Raw genomic sequence first — 16,120 nt, 5'->3', positions numbered from 1 at the left:
GTCAGCGACTGAGCGAGGGTGCTAGGGCACCCACGATGGAGCATGCCGGATGCAGCCCCCACTTGGGGGGGAAGCGCGGTGCCTCCAGCGGTCCGTTGGCCGTGAACTGCTGCTTGATCCTGGTGCGGTTGCCGCGACCAGCGACCTCGGGATGAGCGACGCGCGCGTACTTGTCGGTCTCGCAGAATAGGTTTTGACAATCGATGAGTTTCAGGCGTCGACCGAACAAGTTGTCGAAGTCGATGCCGTAGTGCGCGAGCTGCTCTTCTTGGGTATCGACCATCCACCGGATCAGGTCGGCGGCAGGGATGCCCCGCGCGTGGGGAAAACACTTGGCCAGACCGCTCAACGCGCCCGGCCCAGCGACGACGAAGTCGTCCTCGTCGAAATCTACCAATGTCGAGTAGTTGAGATCGATGGTGAGCTGAAATGCGAGGAACGGCCCGATGGAGGGGAAGGAGGACAGAAGCTTGAACACGTCCTTCAGACCGGCTGCCTGCTGCAGCGCGTGGCTGAGCCCGCTCTCCATCATCGAATCGACCAGCGCAAGGTGGTTTCGATGCTTTCTTGCGTGTCCGAAAGGTGGGGGCGGGACGATGTAGGCGGCCGAGTAAATCTTTTGACCGCTCGCCATCGCATGGTCCAACACGTCGCCACAGAGGTGGGGATTGAAGTCGACGGCCGTGACCGTGCCGAAAGTGGACTCGATGACATCCCATGTCTCAGGCTTGTTGAAGAACCGGTAGAGCAGGACTCGTAGCAATAGGTCATCAGGACCCTGCGGCCCGTCGTAGATCACGCGGATCAAGTCTTGGGACACCCGGTCGGCCGCGCGGTACGCGTTGGTGAAGCGGTACCGAGAGACGACCTCGTCGTCGGTCCACGGAGCGGGCAGCCCCGCCAGGCGCGCGTGGTAAACGCGCTGGCGCTCGGCGGCGAGGGTCCAGTAGCTCGCGAGCACGTCGGAGCCGGTGACTTGCTGCCCGGCGACCGAGCCGGACCATGGACACAACACCATCACTCGTCTCCCGAGCTGCTATCCAGATGGCGGGCAAGACCGAGCACCACGAGGGTAGCAATGTCGGACGGCCGATGTGTCTCGGCGAGAAGCGCGCGTTCTGGGTCGGAGAGCCCGTCGGGTGGAAGGCGCACGTCGAGCGCAGACGCGACCAGATCTCGGACACGGTCCTGGACATCCACGGGGAGTTCGGACGGCAGCCAGTCGTACAGCTCCGGAGCGATGATCGACCCGACCAAGGTGGCCGCGCCGCCGAAGCCACCCGCGACGTACAAGGGCTTCGCCGCGCGGAGCGTGGCGGCGGCTTCCTCGGCGACGCCAGGCATCTCACCAGCGAAGCCGGAAACCTTCCCGCCCACGACTACGCGAGCTGTCGCGATCTCGGACGTGTAGCGGCGCATCGCGCTTAGCGCCTGCTGCTGGTCGGGCGCATTGACATCGAGGACGTCGACACCGCCGTGGCGCACCGGTGCCGGTACGCCGTCGATGTCGAGTAGCTTCACGGTGGACTTCACCCCTAGCGACGCGGTGTAGTCCGTCAGCTGGCTCACGGGCCGGGTGGCGTGCTCACTGTAGGGAATGACGTGCTCGAAGGAGCCAGTCGCGTGACCGTACCGCTCGGCCTGCTCGAGCACTACTGTCGTGAAGCCGACGTTGATGCCGCCTGCATAAATAACGACGCCGCCGGCGATCGCGATTGCTCGGCTGAGCTCGGCGATGGTCAGCTCCAAATGACGTTCGCTGAGCCCGAGCCGTTGCAGGTCGGCACTTTCCGACACCGAGATCACGATTTTTTGCCCCGCAAGCGCGTCGCGAGGCACCAGCTGCGGATCACCCTTCATGGAGCACACCTCCTCGTGCGGCGAATGTCCGCGGGGTGAGGATGTCGATCCGCGTGTCGAAACCGGCCAACGTGCATAAGTCGTCGATCACCGCTCGCTCGGCGGTGCCGAGCGGTGGGTCGGGATGGATGATCAGGACATGGTCGTCATCCGGGAAATCGTTCCGGTGCTGTGTAAGCCATTCCACCGCGGTCACCGGCTCCGGAGCGTGCACCGGGGTCCAATCGAACCCCTCGTCCCCGATGTAGGTGGACTGCGCCGCCCACAGCACCCGCTTGAGCACTTCGTCGACGAGTCGGTCCAGCGCCTGTGAGATCGACTCGACGACAGCGTCGTGGCGCAACGGCACGGTGGGGACGTGGTCCATCAGGAAGGATCCGCGTGCCTCGCCCTCGGCAAGTGCGATCAAGCCCACGATCGGAACATCGTGCTGCTTGGCTGCCCTCACCTCCCGTTGGGTCCACTCACGAGACGCGTAGCGGTCGGTGCGCACCATTAGCATCGCTGACCCGCCGGCGTTCGCCTCGAGGTCGGTGGCCCACTCGTTGCCTGGGAGCAGGTCGTGGGCGTCGAAGAACTCGCCGAGATGGCTCTCGGCAATCGCCGAGCGGACGCGCTCGTATAGCGGGTCACCCTCGAGCGAAGCCTCCTTGCCTGAGAAGTGCTTGGCGTGGCTGATGAAGACGCGCACCGGAGATGTCAGCCCGCCAGCCTTCTGCGCGATGGCCTGGGCGATCTCGCGTTCGAGCAGCCCCGCAGCGCCCAGAGCGTCTCTTGGCAACCGCTGAATGCCGCCGATGACTGACGCGAGCAAGGAGTCCGCCAGGTTGACGCCGGGCACCGTGACCGGGAGCACCACCACCGCAGCGCCGCTGCCGCCGTCGGCCGCAGTGCGTAGGTAGTTAGCCCACCCTTCATCCCGCTCGACCGCGTTCCTCAGAGCCGCGCCCAGAACTGGCACGATCGCGACGAACTGGGCGGGCTTTGGCGCACCCGGACCAGCGCCCGGCAGGAGGAGCGGACGCGGCGGCCCTCCAGCTGCGGTCCAGCTGGCGCTACGCGCGTAGACCTCGACCGCACCACCCGCAAGGCCGGAGTATCCCTGGGAATGAAAGTGCGAGAGGACCCGCTCGAACACGGTGGCGCCGACCTCGTCGTCCGGGTGCCAGACAACGAAGACGTCCAGGATCGGGGGTGCAGGCACGACAACGAGACTAGGCGGTACCGCCCACTTTCGCGCCTGATGCGCCCAATGTCGGTGCGATGTCGGCGCCACGCCCTACTCTCGGCCTAGAGGAGGCGGACCATGCCCGGTACCCACAACCACAACGTGTTCATCAGCCACCGTCATGAGGACGATGCTCTGGTGAGTCAGCTCAAAGATCTGCTCCGGCGCCACGGTTCCGAGGTTCGCGACTCGTCGGTGACCACCACGACTCCCAACCGGGCAAAGGCCGAGAGCTACATCAAGGAGATTCTGGCCGATCGAATCCAGTGGGCAGGAAAGATGATTGTCGTAATCTCGCCCGAGACGAAGCACCACGAGTGGGTTAGCTGGGAGATCGCCCACGCGAACCGCTTCCCCGACAAGCGCATCATCGGTGTCTGGGCGCCCGGGGCCACTGGTGTCGACATGCCGGCCGAGCTCGACGAGTTCGCCGACGCGGTCGTGCCGTGGGACGGCCCTGCCATCGTCGCCGCGTTGGAAGGGGCCGACAACTGGCAGGGTCCTGACGGCACGCAGGTGCCGCCGCGGAGCATCAAGCGTCTGAGCTGCTGACCATGGCCGCACGTGTTTTCAGCTACATCGTGCGCTACGACTTCGGGTTCGCGCCGAACCCCTTCGAGGGCTTCTGCACGATCGCCACGTGCAAGCCCCAGATCCGCGGCGCGGCCGCAGTCGGTGACTGGATCGTCGGCACCGGTTCCTCGCAGAAGGGCCTCGCCGGCCACTTGGTCTACGCAATGCAGGTCGAGGAGGTGCTTACCTTCGATAAGTACTGGGAGGACCCGCGGTTCGCTCGCAAGATCCCCACCGACGGCGGTGCCGTCAAACGTGCGTATGGCGACAACATCTACCGTCACGCCGATGACGGCACTTGGCTTCAAGCCGACTCCCGCCACAGCCTCGCGGGTGGCCTTCCGAACCCGGGCCACATAGAAGTCGACACCTCCGTCGACGCCGTACTCGTATCACGCAACTTCTCATACTTCGGCGGGAACGGACCGGTCGTCCCCGCGAGCCTGCGTAACGACTTCGGGGTGGACCTTGTTCATGAACGCCAGGGGCATCGGTGCCGCTTCCCAAAGCCGCTAGTCGAATCTGCTGTCAAGTGGTTCGACGAATTGGACAAAGGTCTACTCGGCCGGCCTGCTGACTGGTGAACTCCGAGATGACCAGTGGGCACCGAGTCTGCTGCATTTAGTCTCGAGCCGGGTCGGTCGTCGAAGGCGACAAGTATTGACCGCCGTGTTCGATGGTGCTGACGGGCTCGGTCTACTGCTTGATCGGAGTTTGTGACTCCAGGCCGCCTCGCCGGAACACGGCGGGGCCCACGGTCCGAACGTCCCTTCCGCTATCGGATCTCGCGCACGGTGTCGCGGGAGTCCTTGGAGTGGGCGATGGCGCCCGGGAGCGCCCCGGAGGGCCTGGCGGATGCTCTGAGCGCCGCGGAGCCTATAGACGCCCGGCAATGCGCCCAGGCATGGGCGACGATCCTCGACCCCGCGAGCGGGCTTGTGGCGGACCTTCCCGGACGTGCCGGAGGCGGCGATGGTGGGCCTGGCCGATGTGGAGACCCGGGACGCGATCGTGGCGCAGGTGTGGCCGCTGCGTGGGGGTGAGATCCCCGAGCCGTTGCGTGAGGCGGTGGGCGAGGCCCTGGACGTCGTGGCGGAGGTGCTGCCCCCTGCTCGTGCTGCTGACGGCGCGGGTAGGACGCTCATGGTGCACCGGCTGATCCTCTTTGGTCGGGGTTACCCTGGCGAGGGGCTACCGCGATGACGTGGTCGCGGTGGCCGCGACCGGGCGTACTGGGCTGGTCAGGGAGCCGCTGCGGGCATCCTGCTCGAGGAGGCCGCCGGGCACGGTCACACCATGGCCGAGCTCCTGACACGAATGCTCCAGCACAGGCTGCCCATCCGCTCCTAACAGGGTGGGGTCGAGTTGGGATAAGTCGCAGGCCCCGGACTGGCTGAACGGGTGGACCGACAGGCAGGTAAAAGCATCCCATGGATACGACTCGAACCTCAAGATAATTGAGTCGAAGAACACGGGCACCTCGGGCATCAAACTGACTCACAGTAGTGTTAATCCCACCACGTCACTGTCGTGCAGCAACGGCAGTTCTAGCGTGGCGCTACCACTGTGCTCTGGGGCGCCTGCAATCAGCTGAAACTTCTTTTACACTGCTCGGAAAGATGGCTGGATTAGCGCAACTGGTGAGTTTGACTAGGCGTCCAGCACAGAGTCGTTGTGGGGGTCGGCTACGAACTCGCAGGACTCGAATGCGTACAAGTTCGGGTGCTGTTATCGTTTCAACGATAAGGGATTTGGAAAGTTGGCTCCGATTTTTCCCAACGCGGAGGTAGATCTTGACGCCAACCCTGACATCGCAAGGCCGTCCTGCATTGAGAAGTAGCAATCTTACCGCCCCGACGATCGCCGCTTTTGGAGTGGCGGTCGTCGTGGGGGGGGGGCTACCTCAGTCGTGGTGATGTCCGTATCGCTGCCGTTGGCTTTCCCGTTACGTGTGCGGTTCTCGGAGGGTGTGCCCTCACGGGTCACTACGCAGCCCGCGTAGCCACGGCTGGCCCGAAGGGCAGGGCGGGGGGCCTCCTACGCGGCCCCCCGCTGCCTAGTAGGTGCGTTTCCTTTATTGTTGGGTGGGAACCAGGCCTTGTGTCATTGGTCTGCGGCCTTGTATACCTTAGCGTCTGTTTCATCTTGGGCCGCCTATTGTCGGCGCTTAAGAAAACAACCGAAATGTTACAGTAAAACAAGACGCATACGGGTCGCGGCCCTCTAAGGCCCGTGAGGGCCCGAGGCGGCTCCTGGCCGAGCCAGATGCCTTCGGGGCAGCGGAGCCGCCGCCGTCACGGGGGCCTTGTTGGTCTCAGCTGGACCGTCTGACGGCGGGCAGACCGAGGGCGGCACGGGCCGACTTACGCCCCGAGGCCTGAGCGCCGCCCGAGGGGGTAGCGGGCAGACCGTCCGGCACCCCGAGGGACTGACCCCACCCCAGACCGACCCGCGGGCCCGCCGGGGCAGCTGCGCCCCGGTGAGATCTGTCTGCAGTGCGTGGGTTGGGTCGACGACGCCGGGGACGTCCACAACGTCGCCGGCAACCTCCCTGCGGGTACGTCACCGGATCACCGACCCCGCCCGCACGCCGGTGCTCCTCGTCCACGGGCACCCGCGTACCGGCGCGACGTGGCACGAGGTGGCCCGCCGGCTCGTCGAGCGCGGGCACGACGTCGTCGTCCCCGACATGCGCGGCTACGGCGCGTCGAGCGCCCCCGAGCCTCGGCCCGACCACAGCCAGCAGTCCAAGCGCGCCGTCGCGGGCGACCTCGTGCGGCTGCTCGACGTCCTCGACGTGCCTCGCGTCGTGCTCGCCGGGCACGACCGCGGCTGCTACGTCGCGCTGCGGCTGGCCCTCGACCACCCCGACCGCGTCACCGCCCTCGGGGTGCTCGACGGGGTGCCGATCAGCGAGGCGCTGGCGCGGTGCGACGCACGCTTCACCGCCGCGTGGCCGCACTGGTTCTTCTTCGCGATGCCCGACAAGCCCGAGCGCGCGATCCTCGCCGACCCGCTCGCCTGGTACGCGCCGTCCCCGCAGCACATGGGCGCCGTGGCGCTCGCCGAGCTCGAGGAGGCGCTCGTGCGACCGCATGTCGTGCGGGCGATGCTCGAGGACTACCGCGCGGGGCTGGGCGTCGACCGCGCGGACGAGGAGGCCGACCGGGCCGCGGGGAGGCGGCTGCGCATGCCGACGACCTTCGCCCGCAGCCGCGAGGACGACCTCGCCGAGCTCTACAGCGAGCCGATGCGGATCTGGCAGGACTGGGCCGACGACGTCGTCGAGGTCGTCGTCGGGTCGGGCCATCACATGGCCGAGGAGGCTCCCGGCGAGGTCACCGACCTCCTCGCGGACCTGGCCGCCCGCGCCCGCTGACGCGCCCCGTCGCCGGTGGCGGTTCTCCCTTCGCCGCCGACTGGCGGTGGTGCCCCCTTCGACGCGCGCTACGACGCAGTACTGGTCGCGACCACGACCACTACTGCGTCGTAGCGCGCGTCAGAGCGGGAGCGAAGGGGGACGAGCGGCGGCCGAGCGGGGTCAGCCCGTGTGCTCCTCGAAGGCTGCCGCCAGCATCGGGGCGACGACCTCTCGCTGCCAGGGCCGCACGCCGTGCGCGGCGAGCGCCGCCTCGAAGCCGGCGGCGTCGGTCTGCTCCGGTGGCGTCCACACGACGCGACGCAGCGGGTCGGGCGCGCAGACGTTCTCGACCGGGATCGTGTGCGCCTCGGCGAAGGCCGTGAGCATCTCGCGGGTCGTCGCGAGCCGGGCCGCGGCGACGGGGTTGCGGTCGGGCCAGCTGCGCTGCGGCGGCGGGGCGTCGGTGCGCACGGACACCGGGGGCAGCTCGGAGTCGGGCAGCGCCGCGGCCCGCTCGACCGCGGCGAGCCAGTGCCGGCCGTAGCGCGGCACGCTGCGCGGCGAGGTCGGCAGGTCGGCCGCTGTCGTCGGGGACTCCATGGCGATGGCGACGAGCGCCGCGTCCGGGACGACCCGGCCGGGGGAGATGTCGCGCTCCTGGGCGATGGCGTCGCGGGCGTACCAGAGCTCGCGCACGGTCGCGAGGACGCGCGGCTTGCGGATCTTGTGCATCCCCGAGGTGCGCCGCCACGGGTCGTCCTTGACGGCCGGCTGCCAGGTGAGCAGCGCCTCGAACTCCTGGCGCGCCCACTCGGCCTTGCCCTGCACGGCGAGGTCGATGCCCATGAGGTTGCGCACCTCGCCGAGCACCTCGACGTCGAGCGCCGCGTAGCGCAGCCACGGCTCGGGCAGCGGGCGGGTCGACCAGTCGACCGCCGAGTGCTCCTTGGCCAGGCTCAGCCCGAGGTAGTGCTCGACGACGGCGGCCAGGCCGACGCGGGGCAGCCCGAGCAGACGGGCGGCGAGCTCGGTGTCGAAGAGCTGGCGCGGCCGCAGGCCGACCTCGGCGAGGCAGGCGAGGTCCTGGGTCGCGGCGTGCAGCAGCCACTCGCCGCTGCCGATCGCGCGGTCGAGCGGAGAGAGGTCGGGCACGGCCATCGGGTCGAGCAGCCAGGTGCCGGCGTCGTCGCGGCGCACCTGCACGAGGTAGGCGCGCTGGCCGTAGCGGTAGCCCGAGGCCCGCTCGGCGTCGAGGGCCACGGGGCCGCTGCCGCGGGCGATCGCCTCGGCGCACTCGAGCAGACCGCGCTCGGTCGTCACGACGTCGGGCACGCCCTCGGCCGGCTCGGACAGCACGGGCAGAGGAGCAGGGGTGGGCTGCTCGGCGGCCTCCTCGAGGTCACGGACCTCGGAGGGACCGCTCTCGTCCGGTCCGCCTCCGGCGGTGCTCATCGGCGCCTCCCCGGCAGGGCGACGACGCCGTCGGGCAGCGGGGGCAGCCCGCCGATCGTGCACAGCAGGTCGACCCACGCCTCGAGGTGCGCCCCGACCTGGGCGTCCTGCGGGCTCCACGACGCGCGGATCTCCATCTCGACGCTCACCGAGCGGTCCTCGAGGTCGCCGTAGGACTCCGAGACGACGCGCGTCACCGTGCCGGCCTCGGCGACGAGCTCGACACCACGCTCCTCCAGGGCGTCGACGAGCCAGGACCAGCCCACCTCGCCGAGCACCGGGTCGGTCGCGACCTCGGGCTCGAGCTCGGCGCGCGCGTAGGTGACGACCCGCCACGGACCGCCCCACGGCTCGGGCTCGGAGGGGTCGTGCAGCAGCACGAAGCGTCCGGTGGCGAGCTCGTCCTCGCCGTTCGCGTCGAGCACGTCTCCGGTCATCGCCACGGCGTGCGGGGCGATCCGGGTGGGTGCGGGGACCTCGGTGAGCCGCACCTCGGGCCGCACGCTCGCCGCGTGCAGCGCGCTGAGAGCGTGCTCGAAATCGTCCGCGCCCTGCGCGGAGGTCGGTCGGGTGGCCACGTCGCGAGGGTAGGTCGGTCGATGACCCCGCGGGAGTTGCCACGCCGGGGGCTCCCCCTTCGCCTGGCCTCGCGGGATGACCCTCGTCCTCGGCCTTCCCACGCCGGGCCGATCAGTCCCGGCTGACGACCATGCTGGTCACCCGGTCGGCGTCGTCGTAGCGGACGGTCCACACCCCGCCGTCCACGGGTCGCTGCTCGACCCGCTGAGGATCGGAGCGCGCCGGCGCAAGTCCCTGGCGCAGGGCGCGCAGGTCTGCCCGCGTCGGCTGCGGCGGCAGACCGTCGACAGCCGCGGCGAACCGGTGCTCGCCATGGCGCCCGCCCAGCTCGATCTCGTCGACCCGGTTGGCCCGGAACCCGACGCGCACCCCGGGCAGCGCGCGCACCCGGTCGACCAGAGGGTGGTCACGGCCGCGGCCGAGGGTGTCGAGGAAGGTCACCAGGTCGCCGCTCACCCGCCACCGGCGGTCGGGGACCGCGTGACCGCCCCGAGCCCGGACCGAGACCGATCTCGGGGCGACCGCGGTGCCGAGGGCGCCGTAGCCGACCACCACGTCACCGACCGGGGACCGGAAGAGGTCCAGGTCCGCGGTGGTCATCACCGGGTGCCCCAGGGCGTCGGCCACCTCGCCCCGGGACGGCGGTCGGGTCAGACCGGGCAGCAGGGCGGGTCGGCCCTCGTCGGGGTGCAGCGCGGGCGTGCGGACCTCGGTCACGCGTCGGTCGTCGAGCAGCACCTGGACCCCACCGGCGAGCTCGATCATGCGCCGCGACCCCAGCAGCGAGTCGGTCCACCGACGACGCGGCTCGCCGAGCAGGGCGATCAACGCCCCGAGCGGCGCGCTGCCCTCGTCCTGGCCGAGCGCATGGAGCATGGTCCCGATGGCCCCGACGGGTGCCGTGGGCGGAGCCGGACGGGAGAGCCTCAGGCCGACGAGGCCGCCGGCGTCGTCGTAGCGTGCGGTCAGCCGATCGCCCTCGAGACGATGGACGTCGGGCCCCTCGTCGACCGGGTCGCCGAGGATCGCGGCCACCCGCGCGCGATCGGTGCCGGCGTCCAGACCGACGACCAGCGCTCCCGCTCGCGGATGTGCGGCCCCACCGGTCAGGTCGAGCTCGACCCCGACGTGCACGCCGTCGCGCTCGACGGCCCGGGCCGTGCCGCCGGCCAGGGCACGCGACCGGGTGACGGCGTCGTCGTCGACCGCCGCGCCCAGCGCGTCGAGATGGCACCAGATCTCTCCGGCGACCCGGGGCGGCACGGTCCGCTCGGCCCACGGCGACCAGCGCTCGGGACGCCAGCGACCGCCCGACGGGCTGAAGAGCAGCCGGTCCGGGTGATGACCGGACCAGCACTCGCCCAGGAAGGGCCGCAGCGCGTCGGGCTCGGCCAGCCCCGTGCGGTACTGCTCGTCGGTCAGCGCGTACAGCGCGTCGGCCGACCCGTGACCGACCTGCTGGTCCACGCCGACCCACGCTCGCCCGCTGGTCACCTCGACCCCGAGGCTCGGCCGGCGTGCGACCTCGACGAACCACCGCTGATCCGGCTTCCGGCTGGGTCCGGTGCGAGTGCTCACCTGCCGATCCTCTCCTGCCGGGCCTGCGTCAGGGAGCCCGCTCCCGTCGCAGGGACCCCGCGGTGCCAGGCCGGGGCCTCCCCCTTCGCCTAACCTCGCGGGGTGACCCTCGTCCTCGGCCTCCTCGCGGCGGTGGTGTGGGGCAGCTCGGACTTCGTCGCCGGGCTGACGTCGCGGCGCACGCCCGCGGGGGTCGTCCTCGGGTGGAGCCTGGCGGTCGCCGCGGTGCTCACGAGCGTCGCCGTCCTCTCCGCCGGGCCGCTGCCGCCCGGTCGCTGGTGGCTGTGGGGGAGCCTGTCGGGGGTCGTCGGCACCCTCGGCCTGTGCGCGCTGTACGCGGGGCTCGCGGCGGGCCGCATGGGCGTCATCGCGCCGGTCGCCGCGTGCGGCGTCGTCGTCCCCGTCGTCGTCGGGCTGCTCGGCGGCGACCCGGTCGGCGCCCTCGTCGTCATCGGCCTCCTCTGCGCGGTCGTCGGCATCGTCCTCGCGAGCGGTCCTGAGCTGCGGACGGGGGCGAGGGGGGAGCGCGCCGGCCTCCCGGTCCTCCTCGCGCTCCTCGCGGCGCTCGGCCTGGGGGCCTCGCTCGTGCTCGTCGAGCGCGGGTCGCACAGCTCGGTCCTGCACACCCTGTGGTCGCTCAAGGTCGTCGGCGCGCTCGTCGTGCTCCTCGGCGCGCTCGCCGTGCGCCGGGTGGGTGCGCCGCCGCGCGCGACCCTGCCCGGGATCCTGCTCGTCGGTGTCGCCGACCTCGGGGCCAACGTCCTCTACGCGCTCGCCGCGACGCGCGGCCCGCTGTCGGTCGTCAGCGTCCTCGCCTCGCTCTACCCGGTCGCGACGGTGGCGCTCGCGACGCTCGTGCTGCACGAGCGCCTGCGGCCGGTCCAGGGGATCGGGGTCGTCCTCGCCCTCCTCGGCGTCGTCCTGCTCGCCGCCGGCTGAGCCCCGGGCGAAGGGGGGACGAGGGTTTCGCCCCCGGCCCGGCCGTGGGGGAGGATCGGGGCGTGAGCACCGCCGACCCCACCGCCGACGCCCGCGCCGACCGCACCGGTGCCGCACCGGGCCTGCAGCAGCGGCTCGAGGCGGCGACGACGCCCGCCGACAGCGACCTCGTCCGCGCGGCACGGGGGCTGCCCGTGCGCCGCACGCCCGTGTGGTTCATGCGTCAGGCCGGTCGCTCGCTGCCCGAGTACCGCGCGCTGCGCGAGGGCAACGAGATGCTCGCCGCGTGCCGCACGCCCGACCTCGTCACCGAGATCACGATGCAGCCGGTGCGCCGTCACGGCGTCGACGGGGCGATCTTCTTCTCCGACATCGTCGTGCCGGTGCACGCCGTGGGCGTCGACCTCGACATCGTGCCGGGCCGGGGTCCGGTGGTCGCCGAGCCCTTCCGCACCCGCGCCGACCTCGACCGGCTGCCCGAGCTGACGCCCGAGCACGTCCCGGACATCACCGAGTCGGTGCGCCGGCTCGTCGCCGAGCTCGGCCCGGTCCCGCTCATCGGCTTCGCCGGGGCGCCCTTCACCCTCGCCAGCTATCTCGTCGAGGGCGGGCCGAGCAAGAACCACGAGCGCACCAAGGCGCTCATGCACGGCGACCCCCGGCTGTGGCACGACCTGTGCGAGCGGCTCGCGCGGATCGCGGGCGCCTTCCTGCGGGTGCAGGTCGAGGCCGGCGCGAGCGTCGTCCAGCTCTTCGACTCCTGGGCCGGCTTCCTCTCGCGGGCCGACTACGTGACGCACGTGCAGCCCCACTCGGCCGCGGCCCTGGCGATGGTCGCCGACCTCGACGTCCCGACGATCCACTTCGGGGTCGGCACCGGCGAGCTGCTGCGCGACATGGGCGCGGCGGGGGCCGACGTCGTCGGCGTCGACTACCGGACCTCGCTGGCCGACGCGATCGAGCGGCTCGAGGGCCGCCACGCCGTCCAGGGCAACCTCGACCCCGCCCTCCTCTTCGCCCCGTGGGAGCCGCTGGCGGCGGCGGTCGAGCGCATCGTGGCCGAGGGCCACGCCGCACCGGGCCACATCTTCAACCTCGGCCACGGCGTGCTGCCCACCACCGACCCCGACGTCCTCACCCGTGTCGTCGAGCTGGTCCACCAGCAGCCGGTACGAGCGGCGCGCTGACCCGCCGGCGCCGCCACCACCACACGAGCGGCGCGGTGACGAGCAGCCCGAGCGCGACGAAGGGGGTGAGCGCCCCCAGGACCGTGAGCAGCACGGCCGCCGAGCTGCCGAAGGCGTCCCAGCCGGCCGACAGCCCGGCGACGAAGCCCGTTGCGTCCTCGTCCTCACGCTCCGGCGCGCCCTCCTGCGACAGGCTGACCGTCACCGGCGAGGTGCTCGTGCGCCGCTCGAGGTCCTTGAGCTGGGCCAGGAGCGACTCGAGGTCGGCCTGACGGGTCGACAGGTCGCTCTCGAGCGTGACGAGCTGTCGATGTCGTCCGTGCTCGCGATGAGCCGCTGGACGCGGGCGATGGAGGCCCGCATGGTCTTGATGCGCGACGAGGTGTCGGTGTAGGTCGAGCTCTCGTCGCTCGTCGAGGTCGTGCGCCGCTCGACGGTCCCGAGCTCGGACAGCGCGTCCAGGGTCGTGTCGAGACGTGAGCTCGGCACGGTGACGACCACCTCGCCCCACGCGTGACCCTCGTCGGAGGACACCTCCTCCGAGGTCACCGCGCCGTCGACCCGGGCGGCCGCGCTGCGGACCTTCGCCGCGGCCTGGTCGACGTCGGCGACGGTGAGGTCGAGGGTCGCGCTGCGGGCCAGGCGCTGCTGCGAGACGACGGTGCGCTGCTGGGAGCGCGCGCCCGTCGCCCCCTTCGCCCCGGTGGCCGGTCGGCTCGCGTCCTGGTCGTCGGCGACCGAGGAGTCCTCGGCGGCGCCTCCCTCGCCCTGGGCGGTCGCGCCCTCGGACCGCGGGACGCCGGAGTCGGAGGACGACCCGCCGACGCCGCACCCCGTGAGCGTCACCGCCGCCACCAGCGCCGCGGCGGCCGTCCCGACGGCCGGGCGGCGCCACCCCTTCGTGCTGTCCTCGCCGTGCGTCCTGCTCGCCTGCGTGCTCATCGTCTGCCCCCTGCTCTCGCGGCACCGCCGGGCGCGGCGCCGTCGGGGATGGGACGGCGCCGGTGGGGCGGGGGGTTCCGGCCGGGGCGGTCACGATCGGGTCACGCGCGGGTGGCACAGTTGGGGGCATGGCTCGAGTCGTCGTCATCGGGGCCGGGATCGCCGGTCTGACCACCGCGGAGTCGCTCGCCGCGCGCGGGCACGACGTGCTCGTCGTCGAGGGGCGCGACCGCGTGGGCGGCGTCGTCGCACCGGCCGAGGTCGCGGGGGTTCGCCTCGACGTCGGCGCCGAGTCCGTGCGGATCACCGACGACGCGACGGCGGCGCTGGAGCGCGTCGGTCTCGCGCAGCGCCAGGTGCGCCCCGAACCCGTCCCCGCGCAGCTGTGGGACCGGGGCCGGCTCGTGCCGCTGCCCACCCGGACCTACATGGGGGTGCCCGCGGACGCAGCGACGACCGGCGGCGTCCTCACCGAGCAGGAGCAGGAGCGGGCGGCGAAGGGGGGACCGGCAGCCCTCGGCGAGGGGCCCGACGCCGACGTCTCCGTGGCGGCGGGCGTCTCCGCCGAGTACGGGCGCGCCGTCGTCGACCGGCTCGTCGAGCCGCTCCTCGGCGGGGTCTACGCCGGTCGCGTCGACGAGCTCTCGCTCCCCTCGACGATGGGCGGGCTGTGGCAGGCAGCGCGCGAGCACGGGTCGCTCGCCGCCGGCGCCCGCACGCTCGTGCCTCCTGCCGACCCCGCGGCGGCGCCCGCCTCGGGCGCAGGCGGGGCGACAGGCCGGCGCGGACCCGCCCTGCTCGGCGTCGACGGGGGAGTCCACCAGCTGCCGCTCGCGCTCGCGGACCGCGTGCGTGCGCACGGCGGGCAGATCCGTCTCGGCACGATCAGCCGCGGCGTCGAGCGCACCGCGCAGGGCTGGCGCGTCGTCGTCGGCCCGACGACCGCGTCCGAGGCGATCGACGCGGACGCCGTCGTCGTCGCGACCCCCGCACCCGCCGCGACCCGTCTCCTGCGCGACGTCGCCCCCGTCGCCGCCGACGCGCTCGCCGAGGTCGAGACCGCCTCGATGGCCGTCGTGACGATCGCCGTCCCCGCCGGTCGGGACGGGTGGGACGACCTGCCGGGGTCGGGCTTCCTCGTGCCCGCGGTCGACGGGCGGCTCATCAAGGCGAGCACCTTCGTCAGCACGAAGTGGGCGTGGGCGGCGCAGGCGGCCCGCGAGCACGGGCTGCTCCTGCTGCGGGCCTCCGTCGGCCGCGCCGGCGACGTCACGAGCCTGCAGCGCGAGGACGCCGAGCTCGTCCGCGGTGCCCTCGCCGACGTCGCGACCGCGCTGGGTCGGCCCGTGCCGCAGGTCGCCGACAGCCACGTGCAGCGCTGGGGCGGGGGGCTGCCGCAGTACACGGTCGGCCACCGCGCCCGTGTCGCGCGCGTCGTCGCCGGTCTCGCCGACCGGCCCGGCCTGGCCGTAACCGGCGCGACCTACGAGGGGGTCGGCATCGCCTCCGTCCTCGCCCACGCCCGGACCACCGCAGACACCACCCACGACCAGCTGAGCCACACCAAGGAGATCGCATGAGCACCCGTCCGTCCCCGTCCAAGCCGTCGCGCGAGCAGCTCGAGGCGATCAACTCCTCGGTGCACTACGCGATGTTCTCCGTCTTCGCCGCGGTGAGCCCGCTCGGCGAGGACCGCGAGGGCGCGGCGGCCGAGGTCGCGGAGCTCTTCGCCGAGCTCGAGGCGGACGGGGTGCGCATCCGCGGCACCTACGACGTCGCCGGTCTGCGCGCCGACGCCGACCTCATGATCTGGTGGCACGCCGACACGATCGAGCAGCTGCAGGGCGCCTACCACCGCTTCTTGCGCACCGCGCTCGGGCAGCACCTCGAGCCTGTGTGGTCGGTCGCCGCGCTGCACCGCCAGGCGGAGTTCAACCGCAGCCACATCCCGGCCTTCATGGCCGGCGAGGACCCCCGCGCCTACCTGTGCGTCTACCCCTTCGTGCGGTCCTACGACTGGTACGTCATGGACGAGACCGAGCGCCGCTCGATGCTCGCCGAGCACGGCGCCATGGCCCGCGACTACCCGGACGTGCGCGCGAACACCATCAGCTCCTTCGCCCTCGGCGACTACGAGTGGGTCCTGGCCTTCGAGGCCGACGAGCTGCACCGGATCGTCGACCTCATGCGCGAGCTGCGCGCGTCCAAGGCCCGCCTCCACGTCCGCGAGGAGATCCCCTTCTACACCGGCCCGCGGGTGGAGATGGCCGACTTCGTCGACCGCCTCCGCTGACGCCCCACCAGCCCCAAGTTTCTCGGGTCACCCGATAAACCCCGGCTCAGCACGAGTCCCAAACTCCTGCCGAGCCGGGGTTTGTCTTGCTCAGTGCCCTCGACGTGGTTGTCCCCAGGCACCGACCG

15 protein-coding genes are annotated in these 16,120 nt (G+C 71.6%); 7 read left to right on the top strand and 8 right to left on the bottom strand.

Annotated features, from left to right (window positions below; translation table 11 throughout):
* Position 1 precedes the first annotated feature (1 nt).
* The 3 genes from EEW87_RS04660 to EEW87_RS04650 are packed head-to-tail and all read right to left on the bottom strand — an operon-like array spanning position 2 to position 3,064.
* Entirely contained in the window at positions 2-961 is a 960-nt protein-coding gene (locus tag EEW87_RS04660) for a nucleotide kinase domain-containing protein (RefSeq protein ID WP_205473771.1), read from the bottom strand.
* Between the two features lie 56 nt (positions 962-1,017).
* Positions 1,018-1,860: a hypothetical protein gene (locus EEW87_RS04655; RefSeq protein WP_123091892.1), complete on the bottom strand. Its 843-nt coding sequence runs from the start codon at positions 1,858-1,860 to the stop codon at positions 1,018-1,020.
* Positions 1,850-3,064 carry a toll/interleukin-1 receptor domain-containing protein gene (locus tag EEW87_RS04650; protein WP_205473770.1) on the bottom strand — a complete coding sequence of 405 codons (1,215 nt, stop codon included), beginning with the start codon at positions 3,062-3,064 and terminating at the stop codon, positions 1,850-1,852. The genes EEW87_RS04655 and EEW87_RS04650 overlap by 11 nt, the downstream gene beginning before the upstream one ends.
* A 102-nt stretch (positions 3,065-3,166) precedes the next feature.
* On the opposite strand from EEW87_RS04650, the gene EEW87_RS04645 reads away from it, so the two are divergent.
* The 3 genes from EEW87_RS04645 to EEW87_RS04635 all read left to right on the top strand — a co-directional run bounded on the left by EEW87_RS04645 (position 3,167) and on the right by EEW87_RS04635 (position 7,040).
* Positions 3,167-3,640: a TIR domain-containing protein gene (locus tag EEW87_RS04645; protein WP_123091891.1), complete on the top strand. Its 474-nt coding sequence runs from the start codon at positions 3,167-3,169 to the stop codon at positions 3,638-3,640.
* 2 nt (positions 3,641-3,642) lie between these two features.
* Entirely contained in the window at positions 3,643-4,245 is a 603-nt protein-coding gene (locus EEW87_RS04640; RefSeq protein ID WP_123091890.1) for an Nmad2 family putative nucleotide modification protein, read from the top strand.
* 1,895 nt (positions 4,246-6,140) lie between these two features.
* The gene (locus EEW87_RS04635) at positions 6,141-7,040 is read left to right on the top strand and encodes an alpha/beta fold hydrolase (RefSeq protein WP_318825905.1); all 900 of its coding nucleotides are present in this window, start codon (positions 6,141-6,143) and stop codon (positions 7,038-7,040) included.
* A 162-nt stretch (positions 7,041-7,202) separates the two neighbouring features.
* Here the strand turns inward: EEW87_RS04635 and EEW87_RS04630 are convergent, their stop codons facing one another.
* The 3 genes from EEW87_RS04630 to EEW87_RS04620 all read right to left on the bottom strand — a co-directional run bounded on the left by EEW87_RS04630 (position 7,203) and on the right by EEW87_RS04620 (position 10,631).
* Positions 7,203-8,474, bottom strand: a complete 1,272-nt coding sequence (locus tag EEW87_RS04630) for a ribonuclease D (RefSeq protein ID WP_123091887.1) — start codon at positions 8,472-8,474, stop codon at positions 7,203-7,205.
* The gene (locus EEW87_RS04625; protein ID WP_123091886.1) at positions 8,471-9,052 is read right to left on the bottom strand and encodes a DUF3000 domain-containing protein; all 582 of its coding nucleotides are present in this window, start codon (positions 9,050-9,052) and stop codon (positions 8,471-8,473) included. Before EEW87_RS04625 ends, EEW87_RS04630 begins: the two co-directional genes overlap by 4 nt.
* A 112-nt stretch (positions 9,053-9,164) precedes the next feature.
* Positions 9,165-10,631: a hypothetical protein gene (locus tag EEW87_RS04620; protein ID WP_123091885.1), complete on the bottom strand. Its 1,467-nt coding sequence runs from the start codon at positions 10,629-10,631 to the stop codon at positions 9,165-9,167.
* A 102-nt stretch (positions 10,632-10,733) separates the two neighbouring features.
* Here EEW87_RS04620 and EEW87_RS04615 point away from each other — a divergent pair, with 102 nt between their 5' ends.
* Together EEW87_RS04615 and hemE are read left to right on the top strand one after the other, a co-directional pair.
* Complete coding sequence (locus tag EEW87_RS04615; protein WP_123091884.1) at positions 10,734-11,570, top strand: EamA family transporter; 837 nt, start codon at positions 10,734-10,736, stop codon at positions 11,568-11,570.
* Between the two features lie 122 nt (positions 11,571-11,692).
* Positions 11,693-12,757 (top strand): uroporphyrinogen decarboxylase, encoded by a 1,065-nt coding sequence (gene hemE / locus EEW87_RS04610; RefSeq protein WP_123091992.1) that lies wholly within the window; start codon positions 11,693-11,695, stop codon positions 12,755-12,757.
* On the opposite strand, the gene EEW87_RS17290 is transcribed toward hemE, so the two are convergent.
* Positions 12,705-13,007 (bottom strand): DUF4349 domain-containing protein, encoded by a 303-nt coding sequence (locus EEW87_RS17290; protein ID WP_476737636.1) that lies wholly within the window; start codon positions 13,005-13,007, stop codon positions 12,705-12,707. The two genes, hemE and EEW87_RS17290, sit on opposite strands and share 53 nt — an antisense overlap.
* Positions 12,959-13,699 (bottom strand): DUF4349 domain-containing protein, encoded by a 741-nt coding sequence (locus tag EEW87_RS04600; protein WP_123091883.1) that lies wholly within the window; start codon positions 13,697-13,699, stop codon positions 12,959-12,961. Before EEW87_RS04600 ends, EEW87_RS17290 begins: the two co-directional genes overlap by 49 nt.
* 128 nt (positions 13,700-13,827) lie before the next feature.
* On the opposite strand from EEW87_RS04600, the gene hemG reads away from it, so the two are divergent.
* Positions 13,828-15,279 (top strand): protoporphyrinogen oxidase, encoded by a 1,452-nt coding sequence (hemG, locus tag EEW87_RS04595; protein WP_123091882.1) that lies wholly within the window; start codon positions 13,828-13,830, stop codon positions 15,277-15,279.
* The gene (hemQ, locus tag EEW87_RS04590) at positions 15,276-15,992 is read left to right on the top strand and encodes a hydrogen peroxide-dependent heme synthase (RefSeq protein WP_123091881.1); all 717 of its coding nucleotides are present in this window, start codon (positions 15,276-15,278) and stop codon (positions 15,990-15,992) included. Before hemG ends, hemQ begins: the two co-directional genes overlap by 4 nt.
* Positions 15,993-16,120: the final 128 nt, after the last annotated feature.

Source organism: Janibacter melonis, assembly GCF_003721155.3.
GTDB classification, from domain to species: domain Bacteria; phylum Actinomycetota; class Actinomycetes; order Actinomycetales; family Dermatophilaceae; genus Marihabitans; species Marihabitans melonis.
Note: the sequence above shows the minus strand (reverse complement) of the source record. Positions and strands in the feature narration are given on the sequence as shown.